The organism is Serratia sp. BIGb0234, assembly GCF_024809915.1.
Taxonomy (GTDB): Bacteria; Pseudomonadota; Gammaproteobacteria; order Enterobacterales; family Enterobacteriaceae; genus Serratia; species Serratia liquefaciens.
The window spans coordinates 170,610-187,963 of sequence record NZ_JANUEI010000007.1 but is presented as its reverse complement, the minus strand read 5'-3'; the positions used below and the strand labels follow the sequence as shown (position 1 = coordinate 187,963).

General features: G+C 56.5%; 15 protein-coding genes and 1 pseudogene. 9 read left to right on the top strand and 7 right to left on the bottom strand.

Translation table 11 applies throughout. From position 1 onward, the window contains the following. Nucleotides 1–24 precede the first annotated feature (24 nt). The 3 genes from M2407_RS21675 to M2407_RS21665 form a co-directional block, all read right to left on the bottom strand. Entirely contained in the window at nucleotides 25–1,242 is a 1,218-nt protein-coding gene (locus tag M2407_RS21675; RefSeq protein WP_115060714.1) for an aspartate aminotransferase family protein, read from the bottom strand. Between the two features lie 131 nt (nucleotides 1,243–1,373). Continuing rightward, on the bottom strand, nucleotides 1,374–1,949 hold the full coding sequence (locus tag M2407_RS21670; protein WP_142816263.1) for an aminodeoxychorismate synthase component II: 576 nt from the start codon (nucleotides 1,947–1,949) through the stop codon (nucleotides 1,374–1,376). A 110-nt stretch (nucleotides 1,950–2,059) separates the two neighbouring features. Continuing rightward, on the bottom strand, nucleotides 2,060–3,586 hold the full coding sequence (locus tag M2407_RS21665; RefSeq protein WP_259219725.1) for a DUF853 domain-containing protein: 1,527 nt from the start codon (nucleotides 3,584–3,586) through the stop codon (nucleotides 2,060–2,062). Between the two features lie 225 nt (nucleotides 3,587–3,811). Between M2407_RS21665 and M2407_RS21660 the strand changes: the two genes are divergently transcribed. Together M2407_RS21660 and M2407_RS21655 are read left to right on the top strand one after the other, a co-directional pair. Continuing rightward, complete coding sequence (locus M2407_RS21660; protein ID WP_020837302.1) at nucleotides 3,812–4,081, top strand: hypothetical protein; 270 nt, start codon at nucleotides 3,812–3,814, stop codon at nucleotides 4,079–4,081. A 56-nt stretch (nucleotides 4,082–4,137) separates the two neighbouring features. Next, a pseudogene (locus M2407_RS21655) lies at nucleotides 4,138–4,305 on the top strand (type II toxin-antitoxin system RelE/ParE family toxin); the annotation flags it as partial. A gap of 72 nt (nucleotides 4,306–4,377) precedes the next feature. On the opposite strand, the gene btsR reads toward M2407_RS21655, so the two are convergent. From btsR to ppiA, 3 genes are all read right to left on the bottom strand, one after another. Next, nucleotides 4,378–5,103 carry a two-component system response regulator BtsR gene (gene btsR, locus M2407_RS21650; RefSeq protein WP_020837306.1) on the bottom strand — a complete coding sequence of 242 codons (726 nt, stop codon included), beginning with the start codon at nucleotides 5,101–5,103 and terminating at the stop codon, nucleotides 4,378–4,380. Then, nucleotides 5,103–6,788 (bottom strand): sensor histidine kinase, encoded by a 1,686-nt coding sequence (locus M2407_RS21645; protein ID WP_046372487.1) that lies wholly within the window; start codon nucleotides 6,786–6,788, stop codon nucleotides 5,103–5,105. Before M2407_RS21645 ends, btsR begins: the two co-directional genes overlap by 1 nt. A 161-nt stretch (nucleotides 6,789–6,949) precedes the next feature. After that, entirely contained in the window at nucleotides 6,950–7,519 is a 570-nt protein-coding gene (ppiA, locus tag M2407_RS21640) for a peptidylprolyl isomerase A (RefSeq protein WP_020837308.1), read from the bottom strand. 357 nt (nucleotides 7,520–7,876) lie between these two features. On the opposite strand from ppiA, the gene M2407_RS21635 reads away from it, so the two are divergent. The 4 genes from M2407_RS21635 to tsgA all read left to right on the top strand — a co-directional run bounded on the left by M2407_RS21635 (nucleotide 7,877) and on the right by tsgA (nucleotide 11,971). Then, nucleotides 7,877–8,215 (top strand): PTS lactose/cellobiose transporter subunit IIA, encoded by a 339-nt coding sequence (locus tag M2407_RS21635; protein WP_041415733.1) that lies wholly within the window; start codon nucleotides 7,877–7,879, stop codon nucleotides 8,213–8,215. Further along, nucleotides 8,212–9,519, top strand: a complete 1,308-nt coding sequence (locus tag M2407_RS21630; RefSeq protein WP_198640140.1) for a 6-phospho-beta-glucosidase — start codon at nucleotides 8,212–8,214, stop codon at nucleotides 9,517–9,519. Before M2407_RS21635 ends, M2407_RS21630 begins: the two co-directional genes overlap by 4 nt. Nucleotides 9,520–9,615: 96 nt before the next feature. Continuing rightward, nucleotides 9,616–10,593: a LacI family DNA-binding transcriptional regulator gene (locus M2407_RS21625; protein WP_115061143.1), complete on the top strand. Its 978-nt coding sequence runs from the start codon at nucleotides 9,616–9,618 to the stop codon at nucleotides 10,591–10,593. A gap of 193 nt (nucleotides 10,594–10,786) precedes the next feature. Then, nucleotides 10,787–11,971: an MFS transporter TsgA gene (gene tsgA, locus M2407_RS21620; protein ID WP_020837315.1), complete on the top strand. Its 1,185-nt coding sequence runs from the start codon at nucleotides 10,787–10,789 to the stop codon at nucleotides 11,969–11,971. A 60-nt stretch (nucleotides 11,972–12,031) separates the two neighbouring features. Here the strand turns inward: tsgA and M2407_RS21615 are convergent, their stop codons facing one another. After that, nucleotides 12,032–13,300, bottom strand: coding sequence for a cytosine deaminase (locus M2407_RS21615; RefSeq protein WP_020837317.1), 1,269 nt, complete (start codon nucleotides 13,298–13,300; stop codon nucleotides 12,032–12,034). 303 nt (nucleotides 13,301–13,603) lie between these two features. On the opposite strand from M2407_RS21615, the gene nirB reads away from it, so the two are divergent. The 3 genes from nirB to nirC are packed head-to-tail and all read left to right on the top strand — an operon-like array spanning nucleotide 13,604 to nucleotide 17,307. After that, the gene (gene nirB, locus M2407_RS21610) at nucleotides 13,604–16,153 is read left to right on the top strand and encodes a nitrite reductase large subunit NirB (RefSeq protein WP_259219722.1); all 2,550 of its coding nucleotides are present in this window, start codon (nucleotides 13,604–13,606) and stop codon (nucleotides 16,151–16,153) included. Then, nucleotides 16,150–16,476, top strand: a complete 327-nt coding sequence (gene nirD, locus M2407_RS21605; RefSeq protein WP_020837321.1) for a nitrite reductase small subunit NirD — start codon at nucleotides 16,150–16,152, stop codon at nucleotides 16,474–16,476. Before nirB ends, nirD begins: the two co-directional genes overlap by 4 nt. Nucleotides 16,477–16,506: 30 nt before the next feature. Next, a complete protein-coding gene (gene nirC, locus M2407_RS21600; RefSeq protein ID WP_259219720.1) occupies nucleotides 16,507–17,307 on the top strand; it encodes a nitrite transporter NirC in 801 nt (266 codons plus the stop codon). Nucleotides 17,308–17,354: the final 47 nt, after the last annotated feature.

Below are 17,354 nucleotides of genomic sequence, written 5' to 3'. Positions count from 1 at the left end.
GGGCACCCTCGGTGCCCTTATGCATTAAGCGCCAATCACGTCCTGCACGGCCAGTTCAAACAGCGCCATCCCTTCGTCAATATCCTCGGTTGCTACCACCAGCGAAGGCGCAAAACGGATCACATTTGGCCCGGCATTGAGGATCATCAACCCGCGTGCAGCGGCGGCAGTCAGGAAATCACGCGCCTTGCCGTGGTAATTTTTCGTCAATTCGGCACCAATCAGCAGGCCCATGCCGCGAATATCGCTGAAAACACCATATTTCTCGCCAATCTGTTTTAACGCCTGCACGTACAGTCCATGACGCAGTTCAATGCCACTGAGCACTTCCGGTGTATTGATCACGTCCAGCGCCGCCTCCGCCACCGCGCAGGCCAACGGGTTGCCGCCGTAGGTGGTGCCATGGGTGCCCACCTGCATCACCGAGGCAATCTCTTCGGTGGTCAGCATCGCGCTAACCGGGAAACCACCGCCAAGCGCCTTGGCGGTGGTCAGGATGTCTGGCGTCACGCCATAGTGCATATAGGCGAACAGTTTGCCACTGCGCCCCATGCCACTTTGCACTTCGTCGAATACCAGCAGCGCCTGATGCTGGTCGCACAGTTCGCGTACACCCTTGAGGAAGTCGGCGTCTACCGGGGTAATCCCCCCCTCACCTTGGATCGGCTCCATTACCACCGCGCAGGTATGGTCGTCCATCACCGCTTTCACCGCGGCCAAATCGTTGAACGGCACGTGTACGATATCAGCCGGTTTCGGCCCAAAGCCGTCGGAATATTTGGCCTGTCCGCCGACGGAGACGGTAAACAGCGTGCGGCCGTGAAACGCGTTATAGAACGCGATGATTTTGGTTTTGTACGGACTGTGGCGGGTAATCGCATAATGACGCGCCAGTTTGAAGGCAGCTTCGTTAGCCTCTGCGCCGGAATTGGCGAAAAACACCCGATCGGCAAAGGTGGCGTTAATTAGCTTGGTCGCCAGGCGCAGCGCCGGTTCGTTGGTGAACACGTTGCTGGTATGCCACAGGGTTTCGCCCTGCTGTTTCAGCGCCTCAACCAACGCCGGGTGGCAGTGCCCCAACGCCGTCACCGCAATGCCGCCGGAGAAATCGATGTACTCTTTCCCTTGCTGGTCCCATACGCGGCTGCCTTTGCCCCTGACCGGGACAAACTGAGCAGGTGCATAAACAGGCAGGATAACCTGATCAAAGGTGCTGCGGGTTACTGCAGATTTTTCGGTCATTATGGGGTCCACCCTGAAAGTAACTCAGTTTTTTAATGGCAATTGAATGAAAATATAATCACAAAATATGCATAAAAAACCATTAAAGGGCAAACGCAAATCACCTTGGCGACTAAAAAAAATCTAAATAATTAACTTTTAAGGAAATTATCCAACAGCTGATGCCCCTGTTCGCTGAGAATGCTTTCTGGGTGGAACTGTACCCCTTCCAGCGCCAACTGCCGGTGGCGGATGCCCATGATCTCATCACGTACGCCGTCGCGTTCGCTCCAGGCGGTAACTTCAAAACAGTCCGGCAAAGTAGCAGCTTCAAGCACCAACGAATGGTAACGGGTAACGGTCAGCGGGTTGTTCAACCCGCGAAAAACACCGCTGTCGAGATGGCGGATCGCCGAGGTCTTGCCGTGCATCACCTCGCGGGCGCACACCACCTTGGCACCGAATGCCTGCCCCAGCGCCTGGTGCCCCAGACAAACGCCGAGGATCGGCAGCTTGCCGGCAAAATGTTGGATGGCGGCTAATGAGATACCGGCTTCATTCGGGGTACAGGGCCCAGGAGAGATCACCAGACGCTGCGGCGCCAGCCTTTCGATATCGGCCAGTTGCAGCTCGTCGTTACGCTTCACCAGCACCTCCGCGCCTAATTCGCAAAAGTACTGGTAAAGGTTATAGGTAAAAGAGTCGTAGTTATCGATCAACAGCAGCATAGTGTTTCCAACAGACATCATCGCAATCGCAGGGGCGAATATGCCGCCCCGATTTACACGGGCGCAGTATACAACGCCCTCACGATACTGCCGCTACCGATAATTTCAGCTTACTTCTTGCGACCGCCCATGATCGAGCCCAGCACGCCGCGCAGGATCTGTCGACCGAGATCGCGTGCCATGCTCTTGGCGGCGGTTTGAACTATGCCGTCGCGCTTGCCGCCGCGTGGGCCGGTAGAGCCGAACAGAATATCGTTCAGGCCGCCCATCAGGCCGCCACCCGCCTGCTGCTGCGCCTGGGGTTGCTGCGCCGGTTGGCCCGCTTGCGGTGCACCGACGGTGGCGAAACCTTCCGCAGACAGCTTCTCGTAGGCGGACTCGCGGTCCACCATATCCTCATAACGACCGTACAGCGGCGATTTATTGATCGCACTGTTCAGCCCTTCCGCCCCCAGCATGCCCATCTTGGATTCCGGCGCGATCACCATCGCCCGTTCCACCACGTTTGGCCGCCCTTTTTCGTCGAGGAAAGAAACCAGCGCCTCGCCGACACCTAGCTCGGTGATCGCCGTTTCCGCATCGAAGACCGGATTGGCGCGCATGGTTTGCGCCGCGGCTTTCACCGCTTTCTGATCGCGAGGGGTAAAGGCGCGCAGCGCGTGCTGCACGCGGTTGCCTAACTGACCGAGCACGCTGTCCGGAATGTCGAGCGGGTTTTGGGTAACAAAGTAGATGCCGACACCTTTGGAACGGATCAGGCGTACCACCTGTTCGATTTTCGTCAGCAGCGCCGCCGGTGCGTCGTTGAACAGCAGGTGAGCTTCGTCGAAGAAGAACACCAGCTTCGGCTGCTCCGGATCGCCCACTTCCGGCAGGTGTTCGAACAGCTCGGCCAGCAGCCACAGCAGGAACACCGAATAGAGTTTCGGCTGATTAATCAGCTTGTCCGCTGCCAGCAGGTTGATGATGCCGTGGCCGTTGGCGTCGGTTTTCATCAGGTCATTGATGTCCAGCATCGGCTCGCCGAAGAACTGGTTTGCCCCCTGCTCTTCCAGCGTCAGCAATCCGCGCTGGATAGCGCCGACCGAAGCCGAAGAGATATTGCCATATTGGGTTTGGAACTGTTTGGCGTTGTCCCCAACGTACTGCACCATGGCGCGCAGATCTTTCATATCCAACAGCAGCAGCGCATTGTCGTCGGCTATTTTGAACACCAGTTGCAGCACGCCGCTTTGAACTTCGTTCAAATCCAGCAAGCGGGCCAGCAGCAACGGCCCCAGATCGGAAACGGTGGCGCGGATCGGGTGGCCCTTCTCGCCATAAATGTCCCACGGAATAATAGTGCAGGCCTGCGGCTGCCAGTCAGTGACGCCAATTGCCGCCAAACGCGCCTGCAGCTTCTCGGAAGGCACGGCTTCGGTACCAATACCCGACAGGTCTCCCTTTACGTCAGACAAAAAGACCGGCACACCAATGCGCGAAAACTGCTCGGCCATTTTTTGCAGCGTCACGGTTTTACCTGTCCCGGTCGCTCCGGTGATCAGACCATGGCGGTTCGCCAATGCCGGCAGGATAACCAGATCCTGTACCGGTTTCCCGTCTTTCATCGCTTTGGCGATAATCCGTGCTTCACTCATTTTCTTTTCCTTGGACGCGACGCAAAAAGCGCCTGTTGATGTCAATAAAGCTATAAGGGGGACTTAACCCCGTCAAGGACAAACAAAAATCGGCCCCTTAACCCGCCAACTGGACAGGTAAATTTAGGATTCCGCTTAGCCCATTGCAGCCATGCCATAACCCACTTGAACAATAAAACACCGGTGATATAGTAAGCAGTACGTTGTATATACGAGGTATTTACCATGTCTGAATCTACCGTGGTTATCCGCGTGGATGACGAGTTAAAAATAGCTTTTGCCAGTGCGGCCAAAGCAGCGGATCGAACGGCATCTCAGCTTTTACGCGATTTCATGCGAGATTTTGTCAGTCGACAATCGCAGCAAAAAGAGTATGAACAGTGGTTGCAGGAGAAGGTCGATTTAAGCCGAAAAGCGCTCCAGGAAGGAAGAGTGGTTGATAATGAGGACGTTGAGGCTTATTTCGCCGAGCGCAGGGCAAAATCAATGCGGTAAAACGATAAGGAAATATCGTGAAGCTAAAGTGGACGGATCCCGCAATTGCTGACCGTATGGCAATTTATGACTATCTTGCGTCAAAGAACCCGATAGCTGCCGCAGAGATTGATGCTTTGATTTCTGCGGCGGCAAGCCAACTATCCCGAAACCCATCAAGTGGCAAAGTGGGCCGGGTTTCAGGTACACGTGAATGGGTCATTCATCATTTTTACCTACTGATTTATGAAGTAAAAAATGACCTTCTTATTATTTTGGCAGTCGTACATTCCCGCCGGCAATGGCCAAAGGATTCATCACCCCCGCAGCCCCAGCTCCTCTTTCAAGGCTTTCAGATAGCGGCGGCTGACCGGGACTGGCTCCCCAACCGGCATGATCATTTCCGCAGCGCCGCCCTCATCGAAGCGAATTTCACGCACCTGCTCCAGATTGACCAAATACTGACGGTGGCAGCGTACCAGCGGTGTCCGCAGCTCCAGCGTTCGCAGCGTCAGCTCGGTAAAACATTCCATGCCGTCATTACGCACCACAAATACGCCACTCAGTCGCGAACGTATCGCTACTACCTCGTCAAAGCGCAGCAAATAGATGCGACTGTGGCCGGTACAGGGGATGTATTTCAGGTAGCCGGCGCTTTCGTCCAGCGCGGCGATGTTTTGCTGCCCACGCTGTTGCTGCAGGCGCTGCAGCGTTTTGCTCAGCCGCTTCGGCTCCGCCGGTTTCAACAGGTAATCAAACGCATGCTCTTCAAAGGCCTGCACCGCGTATTCGTCATAGGCAGTCAGGAACACGATATGCGGCATGCGATTAGGGTCGAGCATGCCTACCATCTCCAACCCGGTAATGCGCGGCATCTGAATATCCAGAAACACCACGTCCGGCTGCAGGCGATGGATCCCGCTGATGGCTTCTATCGCATTGGCGCATTCGCCGACAATGCTGATGCCCTCTTCCGCTTCCAGCAAATGTCGTAGGTTATCGCGTGCAGACGGTTCATCATCGACAATCAGTACGTTTAACATCAGGCAGCCCTCGCCAAGGGTACATTGAGCGTAATGCGGGTGAATGTTTGTGGCTCACAGGCCACCCGTACGCCATAGCCGTCGCCGTAGCGTACGCGAATACGTTTATCTACCAGGTTCATTCCCAACCCGCTATTGTTCGGCAAAGGTTGGTACAGACCCGCATTGTCGGTCACCTGCAATAACAGACAGCCGTCTTCGAGCCGAGCGCCAATATCTATACGCCCGATGCCCAGCAACTGCGAAGTGCCGTGCTTGATGGCATTCTCAACGATTGGTTGCAGTGAAAAGGCCGGCAGACGTACCGCCAACAGCTCTTCCGGCAGCGATACCGCAATCTCCAGCCGATCGGCAAAACGCGCCTGTTCGATCTGCAGGTAGGCGTTAACGTGCTCAAGTTCGTCTGCCAGGCTGACTTCGTCGTCCGAACGCTTGAGGTTTTTGCGGAAAAAGGTCGAAAGGTACTGCACCAGCTCACAGGCCCGGTCCCCGTCACGACGGATCACCGCCACCAGCGTATTCAGGGCGTTGAACAGGAAATGCGGATTGACCTGCGCATGCAGCAATTTGATTTCCGACTGCGCCAGCAGCTGCGTGTGGCGCTCATACTGGCCTGCCATGATCTGTGCGGATAACAGGTTGGCGATACCTTCACCCAGCGTGCGGTTGATGGTGCTGAACAAACGGCTCTTCGGCTCGTAGAGTTTGATGGTGCCAATCACCCGCTGGTTCTCACCGCGCAACGGGATCACCAGCGTCGAACCCAGTTTGCAGTTGGCGTTGATCGAGCAGCTGTAGGAAAGCTCATTGCCGTCGGCGTAAACCACTTCGTTGTTGTCGATCGCGCGGTGCGAATGCTTTGATGAGATCGGCGTGCCCGGCAGGTGGTGATCGTCGCCGATGCCGATAAACGCCAGCAGCTTCTCACGGTCGGTTATCGCGACCGCACCAATCCCCAACTCCTGATAAAGCACCCGCGCCACTCGCATACTGTTTTCCTGATCGAACCCCTGGCGCAAGATGCCTTCGGTACGTTCGGCAATTTTCAGTGCCTTGGCGGAGAACGCGCCGGTGTATTTCTCGAACATCGCCCGCCTGTCCAACAGGATCTGCATAAACATCGCCGCCCCCAGCGTGTTAGCAATCAGCATTGGCAAAGCAATGTGTTCCACCAGCCGCAGCGCCTCGTCAAACGGCCGTGCAATCGCGAGGATAATCGCCATTTGCAGCACTTCGGTCACCAATGCCACCCCGGCGACAAACAAGGGGTTAAACAGCAGGTCGATACGCCGCCGGCGCATGGCGATGCTGTGCACCAGCCCGCCCACCAACCCTTCCGCCACGGTAGAGACCGCACAGGCGATGTCGGTCATGCCGCCCAGCGTGTAGCGATGCAAGCCCCCGGTCAAACCCACCAGGAACCCTACCGAAGGCCCCCCCAACAGGCCGCCCAGCACGGCGCCGATCGCGCGAGTGTTGGCAATCGATCCTTCGACATGCAGCCCGAAATAGGTGCCCATGATGCAAAACACCGAGAAAATGACGTAGCACAATAGCTTGTGCGGCAGGCGGATAGTCACCTGTGTCAGCGGAATGAATAACGGGGTTTTACTCAGTAAATAAGCAATGACAAGATAGACGCACATCTGCTGTAGCAGCAGCAGAACCTGGCTAAATTCAAACATGGCAGCAGCTCATCCCTTAACAAAACAGATGCAGAACGCCGGGTTTCCGGTCTGATTATAAGCTGGCGATTAAAGCATGCGACGGGGAAAAAAACAGTGATGCAGGCAAGGCTTCCGGGGAAAGCAATGCAGCCGGCCCACCGGGGGCCGGCGCAAAATCATTATGGCAGCACTTTCGCTGACAGAATGACGATAGGTTTACTTGGAACGTTTTGGTATGGCCCCACGTTGCCGGTCGGCGCCTGGGAAATTTTATCTACCACGTCCATGCCTTTAACCACCTTGCCAAACACCGCGTAACCGAAATCGCGCTGGCCGTGATCCAGGAAGGCGTTATCCGCCACGTTCAGGAAGAACTGGCTGGTAGCACTGTCTTTATCGGCGGTACGCGCCATCGAAATAGTGCCACGCAGGTTACGCAGGCCATTATCCGCTTCGTTCTTGATCGGTGCCTGAGTGGATTTTTGCTGCATATCGGCAGTAAAGCCGCCGCCCTGAACCATAAAGCCCGGGATCACGCGGTGGAAAATAGTGTTGTTGTAGTAGCCGCTGTTCACGTAGTCGATGAAGTTCTTGGTGGAAACCGGAGCCTTCTGACTGTCGAGCGCCAATTCGATATTCCCTGCTGAGGTGGTCAGCATGACATGAGTTTCACCGGCAGCGAGCGCAGCGGGTGCCATTGCTGTCAGGGAACACAGCGCAACGAGGGTCACTAAAGTACGTTTGAACATTAACGGGTCCTTTCTCTAAGAGACAAACAACGGAAAAGCGCTTTGATTCTAAAGAGCTGAACCTGCGAGTGCCAGCCATTTACCTATATTTACGCAATTGTGGGACTTATCTCAGCCAGCCCCGAATTTTACTGCCAAAAGTATGATCGCCTTAGACCTTTTTGCCAACTGCATCACGCATTTTTTGCCCTTTTTACGCCTTGCTCGCTTTTTGCGACACAACTCCCGGTTTCATTTCCTGTTCCGGTTAATCTAAAGAAATGAGAGCGCTCTCATTTTAAGAATGACAGCGAAAATAACGAATATCCGCCGGCACTGCCGCCGCGCAATAACAGGAGAAATAATGTGAGTGAACTGATGACTGAAATCAGCCCCGATTTTGAAAGCACCATCATGGAGCTGCTGGTGTTCTCCGGTGGTGCCCGCAGCAGTGCGTTGATGGCCTTGCAGCAGGCACGTGCCGGTGACTTTACCGCCTCAGCCAAGCACATGGCCGAGTCCAAACAATCGGTGAAAAAGGCGCATCTTATCCAGACCCAACTGATCGGCATGGATGAAGGCTGCGGCAAACTGGCCATCAACCTGATTACCGTTCATGCCCAGGATCATCTGATGAACGCCATGGTGATCCAGGATCTGGCGGATGACATGATTGAACTCTACCGCCGCCAGGCCCAGATGGAGGTTCGCGCATGAGCGCCTTGAAAATCGCCGTGATCGGCGGCGGCAGCAGTTACACGCCAGAATTGGTTGATGGGCTGATCCAACGTATCGAAGAACTGCCGGTGACCGAACTGGCGCTGGTAGATGTTGAACCCGGCCGCGAAAAGGTAGAGATCATTGCCGCGCTGACCGAACGCATGCTGGCACGCCATGGCCTGGAGCAGGTCAAAGTCAGCGTGCATTTCGAGCTGGATGAGGCTATTCGGGACGCGAGCTTCGTCCTGACCCAGTTCCGCGTCGGCCAGTTGCCGGCACGCGCCGCCGACGAGCGCTTGGGGCTGAAATACGATCTGATAGGCCAGGAAACCACCGGCGTCGGCGGCTTTGCCAAGGCGCTGCGCACCATACCGGTGATGCTGGATATCGCCCGCAGAGTGGAAAAACTGGCGCCGGATGCCTGGATCATCAATTTCACCAACCCGGCCGGCATCGTTACCGAAGCGGTCTCACGTTACACCAAAGCGAAAATCATCGGGCTGTGTAACGTACCGATCAGCATGCACCATATGATTGCCAACATGCTGAAAAGCCCTTCTCAAGAAATACAGCTGCAATTTGCCGGGCTGAACCATATGGTCTGGGTTCATCAGGTGCTGCAAAAGGGGCAAGACGTCACCGGTAAGGTGATCGACATGCTGTGCGATGGTGCCGCGTTGACCATGAACAACATCAAGGAAGAGCCTTGGCAGCCGGACTTCCTGCGCGCCGTGGGGGCAATCCCTTGCCCGTACCACCGCTATTTCTACCAAACCAAAGAGATGCTGGCCGAAGAAATTGCCGCGGCGGCCGAGCGCGGCACCCGTGCCGAGCAGGTGATGAAAGTAGAGAAAGAGCTGTTTGAGCTGTATGCCGATCCACACCTCGACAGCAAACCGGAACAATTAAGTTTCCGCGGCGGATCATATTATTCGGAAGTCGCGCTGGAGCTAATTCGTGCGATCCATAATAATCTCGGCACGCAATTAGTCGTCAATACTGCAAACCGTGGTGCCATTCGCGGTTTACCGGACGATGCTGTGATAGAAACCAACTGTATTGTCGATGCTCAGGGCGCCCATCCGCTGACCTTCGGCACGCTGCCGGATTCCATGCATGCGCTGACTCAACAGGTGAAAGCCTACGAGCGTCTGACTATCGAAGCCGCAGTGCATGGCGATCGCCGTAGTGGTCTGCTGGCGTTGGTGACCAATCCGCTGGTCGGTAATGCCAATGTGGCCCAGCCGCTGCTGGATGAAGTGTTGGCGGTGAATGCGCCTTATCTGCCACAGTTTAAATAACCACCGGGCCAGCCGCGGTTGCTGATACATTGCTATAACTAATCTGTAGGGGGTCGATACGTCGACCCCATTTTTGTCGTAATCAGGAGTCGGATGATGGTGACACTGGAAGATGTCGCAGCCTTGGCGGGCGTGTCCCGCGCCACCGTGTCCCGCGTAGTGAATGGCGACACCAACGTTAAAGGGCAGACCCGCGAGAAAGTGGAACGCGCGGTGGCCCAGCTCGGTTACACCCCCAACCCTGCAGCACGCGCACTGGCCTCCAGCCACAGCAATACCCTCGGGCTGGTCACGACCTCATATCGCGGCGGCTTCTTCGGCGCGCTGATGGACTTCGTGCAAACCGAAGCAGAATCCCATGGCAAACAGTTACTGGTGACCCAGGGCCGCAACAGCGCCGAAAACGAATGGCAGGCGATTCAACGGCTGTTCAGTCTGCGTTGCGACGGTGTGATCCTCCATGTCCGCTTCCTCAGCGACGACCAACTGCGTCAGTTGGCAACAGAGCAACGCCCTTTTATCTTGCTCGATCGTCTGGTGCCCGGTCTGGAAGACCGCTGCGTCACTTTCGATCATCCGCGCGCCAGCCGCATGGCGACCCAACAGTTGATTGATGCCGGCCACCGACACATCGCCTGCATCAGCGGCCCCCGCGATCGCCCCTCCAGCCACTTGCGCCTGCAGGGATTTGAACAGGCAATGCAGGCTGCGCACATCAAACCGGTTGCCTGCGTCGAAGGGCTGTACGATTTGGAAAGCGGCTATCGCTGCGCCGATCTGCTGTTGCAAATGAAAACCACGCCTACCGCTATCTATTGCTGCAACGAAGAAATGGCCATCGGCGCGCTGCTGGCAATCAACGAACATCGCCTACGGGTTCCGCAAGATATCTCGCTGATCTGTTACGACAGCGGCGAACGTGCACCTTTCGTTCGACCGGCGCTGACCAGCGTACATTTCCCGATTACCGAAATGGCGCAATACGCGGCAAGGCGGCTGATTGATCCGACCACGCCAGAGGTCAGCTTCTCACCGATCGTCATCAGTCGAGATTCCATCGTGACGGTGAGCTAACAGATCACAAAAATATTTCACCACCGCTCATTCATTGCATCAAAAAATCGACAGCCATCACAAAAACTCCCGTTGTCTGTGCTAGGATCCGCTCCCTGGTGGCCTGATCGGGACTTTTTTCTGCTTTTGCCAGGAAAAGCCAGCGGCCTTATGCCAGTTTTAAACTCCTAACAGACATAATCAGGCCTATATAATGAATGACAGCAACCGTCTACGGCTTACCTGGATCAGCTATTTTTCTTACGCGCTGACCGGTGCTTTAGTTATCGTCACAGGGATGGTGATGGGGAACATTGCAGAGTACTTTAATCTGCCGGTTTCCAGCATGAGCAATACCTTTACCTTTCTTAACGCCGGTATTTTGATTTCGATCTTCCTCAATGCCTGGCTGATGGAAATCATCCCGCTGAAACGTCAATTGATGTTCGGCTTTGTGCTGATGGTGCTGGCTGTCGCCGGGTTGATGGTCGGCAAAAGCCTGACCATGTTCTCGTTGTGCATGTTCGTCCTTGGCGTGGTCAGCGGTATCACCATGTCGATAGGCACCTTCTTGATCACCCATATGTACGCCGGCCGCCAACGCGGTTCGCGCCTGCTGTTCACTGACTCCTTCTTCAGCATGGCCGGGATGATCTTCCCGATTGTTGCCGCAATGCTGCTGGCTCGTCAGATCGGCTGGTACTGGGTGTACGCCTGCATCGGCCTGCTGTATGTAGGTATCTTTGTGCTGACCCTGTTCTCCGAGTTCCCGGTGCTGGGCAACAAAGGCGCCGACGCCGGCCAGCCGGTAGCGAAAGAAAAATGGGGTATCGGCGTGCTGTTCCTGTCGATCGCCGCACTGTGCTACATCCTCGGCCAGCTTGGTTTCATCCAGTGGGTGCCGGAATACGCCACCAAGTCATTCGGTATGGATATCAGCCAGGCCGGTAAACTGGTGAGCGATTTCTGGACCTCATACATGGTGGGCATGTGGGTGTTCAGCTTTATTCTGCGCTTCTTCGATTTGCAGCGCATCGTCACCATTCTGGCCGCTTTGGCGACCGGTGCGATGTACATGTTCGTCAGCACCGACAATCCGGAACACCTGGGCTACTACATTATGGCTCTGGGCTTCGTCTCCAGTGCGATCTACACCACGTTGATCACTCTGGGCTCACTGCAGACCAAGGTTTCTTCACCGAAACTGGTTAACTTCATCCTGACCTGCGGCACCATCGGCACCATGCTGACCTTCGTGGTCACCGGCCCGATCGTAGCGAAAGGCGGCGCGCATGCAGCGCTGACTACCGCTAACGGCCTGTACCTGGCGGTATTCGTCATGTGTCTGCTGCTCGGTTTCGTGACCAAGCACCGCAGCCACGGTCACGTGACGCACTAACCTGCCGACGTGATGTAAAAAGGGCGCCTTGGCGCCCTTTTTTATGCTGCAACCGGTGCCTTAACGCCGGAAATCCACCTTCTCATCCTGTGCCAGATACAGCGTGGTTTCGGCTGGCTGAGTCTCGGCAATCACCGCCCCCTGCCGTATCGAATAGCGCACCGGCGTCTGTCGGCGCACCGCGTCAAAACCGCTTTCCGCCGGCAGAATCACCAGGTTGGCACTGTTCCCTGCCGCCAGGCCGTAATCGGTCAGGTTCAACGTCCGGGCGCTGTGGCTGGTGATCAGTTTCAGCCCGTCGTCGATCTGGCCGTATCCCATCAGTTGGCACACATGCAGCCCCATATGCAGCACCTGCAGCATGTTGGCGGTCCCCAGCGGGTACCACGGGTCGAACACATCGTCATGACCAAAGCAGACGTTGATATTCGCCTCCAGCATCTCTTTCACCCGGGTGATGCCGCGCCGCTTCGGGTAGCTGTCGAAGCGCCCCTGCAGGTGGATATTCACCAGCGGGTTAGCAACAAAGTTGATGCCTGACATTTTCAGCAGGCGGAACAGCCGTGAAGCATAAGCGCCATTGTAAGAGTGCATCGCCGTGGTATGGCTGGCGGTCACCCTGGCACCCATGTCCAGCTTCAGCGCCAGCGCCGCTACGGTCTCGACAAATCGCGACTGTTCGTCGTCAATCTCATCGCAGTGAACATCCACCAGCCGATCGTATTTCTGCGCCAGAGCAAACGCCTTGTGCAGCGACTCCACGCCGTATTCCCGGGTGAATTCAAAGTGCGGAATGGCCCCTACCACATCGGCACCCAACCGCAGCGCCTCTTCCAACAGGGCTTCGCCGTTGGGATAAGACATGATGCCCTCCTGCGGGAAGGCGACGATTTGCAGCGTAACCCAGGGGGCCACTTCCTGCTTCACTTCCAGCATCGCACGTAGCGCCGTCAGGGTCGGGTCCGAGACATCAACATGGGTACGCACGTACTGCACGCCGTTGGCGATCTGCCATTTCAGCGTCTGCCAGGCGCGTTGCTTGACGTCCTCATGGGTCAGCAGTGCCTTGCGTTCCGCCCAGCGTTCAATGCCTTCAAACAGGGTACCTGACTGGTTCCAGGCCGGTTGCCCGGCGGTTTGGGTGGTATCCAGATGGATATGCGGCTCGACAAATGCCGGCTGCGCCAGCCCGCCCTGCGCATCCAGCACGTCGTTGCGCCACTCCTGCCCTTCCGGCTGCGGCACGATATGAGCGATGCGCCCCTGTTCAATGGCCAGTTGCCACAGCCCTTCATGCCCGCTTAAACGCAGGTTATCGATAAACTTCAATGGACTCTTGGCCACGCTTCACCTCTGCTGTTCCAGCCTGTTTTATTCATCATACTGGCAGCGGATCAGACTGACAAAGCGCCCTTGCGGTTATTACCCCACCCCTTACTCCCAAATAAGTAGAATTCGCATTAACTGGCTCGTTTCAGCTAAAGGTGAATAAAAACCGCAACTTATCAAATATCGATAAAAATCATCCATATACCACATAAGAGGTATATGGAGGGGCGATTGATTTGCATCAATAAATTGCCCGTAGGGAGGAATAAGGTAACGCTAGGAAATCAGAATTTTGAGGCAATAATGAGCAGAGTCAAACTTGCTGTCATCGGTAACGGCATGGTCGGCCACCGATTTATCGAAGATCTGTTGGAAAAAGCAGACAAAGACCAGTTCGACATCACCGTATTTTGTGAAGAACCGCGCATCGCCTACGACCGCGTGCACCTGTCTTCTTATTTCTCCCACCACACCGCCGAAGAGCTCTCGCTGGTTCGCGAAGGCTTTTACGAAAAACAGGGCGTAAAAGTGCTGGTCGGCGAGCGGGCCATCACCATCAACCGCAGTGAAAAAGTTATTCACTCCAACACCGGCCGCACGGTGTACTACGACAAGCTGATCATGGCCACCGGCTCTTACCCGTGGATCCCACCGATCAAGGGTTCAGACAGCCAAGACTGTTTCGTTTACCGCACCATTGAAGATCTCAACGCCATCGAAGCCTGCGCACGCCGCAGCAAACGCGGTGCCGTAGTCGGTGGCGGCCTGCTCGGTCTGGAGGCCGCAGGCGCGCTGAAAAGCCTGGGCGTAGAAACCCACGTCATTGAGTTTGCGCCGGTACTGATGGCAGAACAGCTGGATCCGATGGGCGGCGATCAGCTACGTCGTAAAATCGAACGCATGGGCGTCAAAGTCCATACCGGCAAAAATACCCAGGAAATCGTCAACGGTGGGGAGCAGGCGCGCAAGACCATGCAGTTCGCCGACGGCTCCGCACTGGAAGTCGACTTTATCGTCTTCTCCACCGGTATCCGTGCCCAGGACAAACTGGCCCATCAGTGTGGGCTAGCCACCGCACGCCGGGGCGGTATCGTGATAAACGACAGTTGCCAAACTTCAGATCCGGACGTTTACGCCATCGGCGAATGCGCCTCATGGCGCGATCGCACCTTCGGCCTGGTTGCACCGGGCTATAAAATGGCACAGGTAACGGCTGACCATCTGCTGGGGCGCGAAAACACCTTCCTGGGCGCAGACATGAGCGCCAAGCTGAAATTGCTGGGTGTAGACGTCGGCGGCATCGGTGATGCCCATGGCCGCACCGAAGGGGCGCGCAGCTACGTTTATCTGGATGAAAGCAAAGAAATTTATAAACGCATCGTCGTCAGCGCAGACAACAAGACCCTGCTCGGTGCAGTGCTGGTGGGCGACACCAGTGACTACGGCAACCTGCTGCAGCTGGCGTTAAACGCCATCGAACTGCCGGAAAACCCGGACGGTCTGATCCTGCCGTCGCACGCAGGCAGCAAGCCGGCGATTGGCGTCGAGTCGCTGCCGGAAACCGCGCAAATCTGCTCCTGTTTCGACGTCAGCAAAGGCGATATCATCAAGGCGGTCAGCATGGGCTGCCACACAGTCGCCGCCATCAAGTCTGAAACCAAGGCCGGTACCGGCTGCGGTGGCTGTATTCCTCTGATCACCCAGGTGCTGAATGCCGAACTGACCAAACAGGGCATCGAAGTCAACCATCACCTGTGCGAGCACTTTGCTTATTCACGCCAGGAGCTCTACCACCTGATCCGCGTCGAAGGCATCAAATCCTTCGACGAACTGCTGGCCAAATACGGCAAGGGTTACGGCTGCGAAGTGTGTAAACCTACCGTTGGCTCACTGCTGGCCTCCTGCTGGAATGAGTACGTGCTCAAACCGCAACATACGCCGCTGCAGGACACTAACGACAATTTCCTCGGCAATATCCAGAAAGACGGCACTTATTCGGTGATCCCACGCTCCGCCGGCGGTGAAATCACGCCGGACGGTTTGATGGCGGTCGGCCAGATCGCCAAGGAATACAATCTGTACACCAAGATGACCGGCTCTCAGCGCATCGGCATGTTCGGCGCGCAAAAAGACGACCTGCCGGCCATTTGGAGCAAACTGATTGCCGCCGGTTTTGAAACCGGCCACGCCTACGCCAAGGCGCTGCGCATGTCGAAAACCTGCGTTGGCAGCACCTGGTGCCGCTATGGCGTCGGCGACAGCGTCGGGTTTGGCGTCAAGCTGGAACACCGCTACAAAGGCATTCGCACCCCGCACAAAATGAAGTTTGGCGTTTCCGGTTGCACCCGTGAATGCGCCGAGGCGCAGGGCAAGGACGTCGGCATTATCGCCACCGAAAACGGCTGGAACCTGTACGTCTGCGGTAACGGCGGCATGAAGCCGCGCCACGCCGATCTGCTGGCGGCTGACCTCGACAGCGTGACGCTGGAGCACTACCTCGATCGCTTTATGATGTTCTATATCCGCACCGCCGATAAGCTGCAGCGCACCTCGGTATGGCTGGAAAGCCTGGAAGGCGGCATCGATTACCTGCGCAAAGTGATCATTGACGACAAACTGGGCATCAACGCTCAACTGGAAGCCGAAATCGCCCGCCTGCGCGATGCGGTGATCTGCGAGTGGAAAGAAACCGTTGAGCACCCCGAATCTCAGGTCCGCTTCGCCCACTTTATCAACAGTAGCCAGCGCGATCCGAACGTCCAGGTGGTCGCCGAACGCGAGCAGCACCGCCCGGCCCGTCCGGATGAACGCATTCCCGTCACCCTGTTGGAAACCGAGGAGAACAACGCATGAGCCAGTGGACAACCCTTTGCCCTATCAGCGATATCCTGCCAGGTACCGGCGTGTGTGCCCTGATTGGCGACCAACAGGTGGCCATCTTCCGCCCCTACGCCGACGATCAGGTCTTTGCCATCAGCAATATTGATCCCTTCGCCCAGGCCAGCGTGTTATCACGCGGGCTGATCGCCGAACATCAGGGTGAGCTGTGGGTCGCCAGCCCGTTAAAAAAACAACATTTCCGCCTGCACGACGGTTACTGTCTGGAAGATGACAGCCGCTCCGTCGCGCATTTCGCCAGCCGGGTTTTGGACGGCATGGTGCAGGTCGCGGCCTGATATTTCTACTTTAACCTCAGGGGAAGCAGCATGTTCACCGATACCATCAACAAATGCGCCGCCAATGCGGCGCGCATCGTCCGGCTGGCAAAACACAGCCCGCTGGGCTTTTGGATCAGCTCGGCAATGGCCGGGGCCTACGTCGGCCTCGGCATCATTTTGATCTTCACCCTCGGCAATCTGGTCGCTCCCTCCCTGCGTCCGCTGGTGATGGGGGCCACCTTCGGCATCGCGCTGACGCTGGTGATCATCGCCGGTTCCGAACTGTTCACCGGCCACACCATGTTCCTGACGCTCGGCGTCAAGGCCGGCACCATCACGCAGGGCCAAATGTGGGCGGTCTTGCCGCAGACCTGGTTAGGCAACCTGTTGGGCTCGGTGCTGGTGGCGCTGATGTACTATTACGGCGGCGGCAGCCTGTTGCCGGTGGACACCAGTCTGGTACACACCGCGGCGTTGGCAAAAACCACCGCACCGGCGGAAGTGCTGTTCTTCAAGGGTGTGCTGTGTAACTGGCTGGTCTGCCTGGCGATTTGGATGGCGATCCGCGTGGAAGGTGCCGCCAAGTTCATCGCCATCTGGTGGTGTCTGCTGGCCTTTATCGCTTCCGGCTATGAACACTCGGTTGCCAATATGACGCTGTTCGCCCTTTCCTGGTTCGGCCATCACAGCGAAGCCTATACCCTGAGTGGCATCGGCCATAACCTGCTGTGGGTGACGCTGGGTAATATCCTGTCCGGCTCGGTGCTGATGGGCCTGGGCTACTGGTACGCCACACCGCGTGCCGAACGGCCGCAGGCTGAAAAAGCCGTAACGCGTCAAGCCGCATAATATTCCGGGGCGCTTTGCGCCCCACTGCTGATTGCCCCGAGGATTGC

Excerpts from the sequence above, each read along its gene's own strand:
- M2407_RS21675 (WP_115060714.1), bottom strand. The coding sequence starts at position 1,242 with ATGACCGAAAAATCTGCAGTAACCCGCAGCACCTTTGATCAGGTTATC.
- M2407_RS21670 (WP_142816263.1), bottom strand. The coding sequence starts at position 1,949 with ATGCTGCTGTTGATCGATAACTACGACTCTTTTACCTATAACCTTTAC.
- M2407_RS21665 (WP_259219725.1), bottom strand. The coding sequence starts at position 3,586 with ATGAGTGAAGCACGGATTATCGCCAAAGCGATGAAAGACGGGAAACCG.
- M2407_RS21660 (WP_020837302.1), top strand. The coding sequence starts at position 3,812 with ATGTCTGAATCTACCGTGGTTATCCGCGTGGATGACGAGTTAAAAATA.
- btsR (WP_020837306.1), bottom strand. The coding sequence starts at position 5,103 with ATGTTAAACGTACTGATTGTCGATGATGAACCGTCTGCACGCGATAAC.
- M2407_RS21645 (WP_046372487.1), bottom strand. The coding sequence starts at position 6,788 with ATGTTTGAATTTAGCCAGGTTCTGCTGCTGCTACAGCAGATGTGCGTC.
- ppiA (WP_020837308.1), bottom strand. The coding sequence starts at position 7,519 with ATGTTCAAACGTACTTTAGTGACCCTCGTTGCGCTGTGTTCCCTGACA.
- M2407_RS21635 (WP_041415733.1), top strand. The coding sequence starts at position 7,877 with ATGACTGAAATCAGCCCCGATTTTGAAAGCACCATCATGGAGCTGCTG.
- M2407_RS21630 (WP_198640140.1), top strand. The coding sequence starts at position 8,212 with ATGAGCGCCTTGAAAATCGCCGTGATCGGCGGCGGCAGCAGTTACACG.
- M2407_RS21625 (WP_115061143.1), top strand. The coding sequence starts at position 9,616 with ATGGTGACACTGGAAGATGTCGCAGCCTTGGCGGGCGTGTCCCGCGCC.
- tsgA (WP_020837315.1), top strand. The coding sequence starts at position 10,787 with ATGAATGACAGCAACCGTCTACGGCTTACCTGGATCAGCTATTTTTCT.
- nirB (WP_259219722.1), top strand. The coding sequence starts at position 13,604 with ATGAGCAGAGTCAAACTTGCTGTCATCGGTAACGGCATGGTCGGCCAC.
- nirD (WP_020837321.1), top strand. The coding sequence starts at position 16,150 with ATGAGCCAGTGGACAACCCTTTGCCCTATCAGCGATATCCTGCCAGGT.
- nirC (WP_259219720.1), top strand. The coding sequence starts at position 16,507 with ATGTTCACCGATACCATCAACAAATGCGCCGCCAATGCGGCGCGCATC.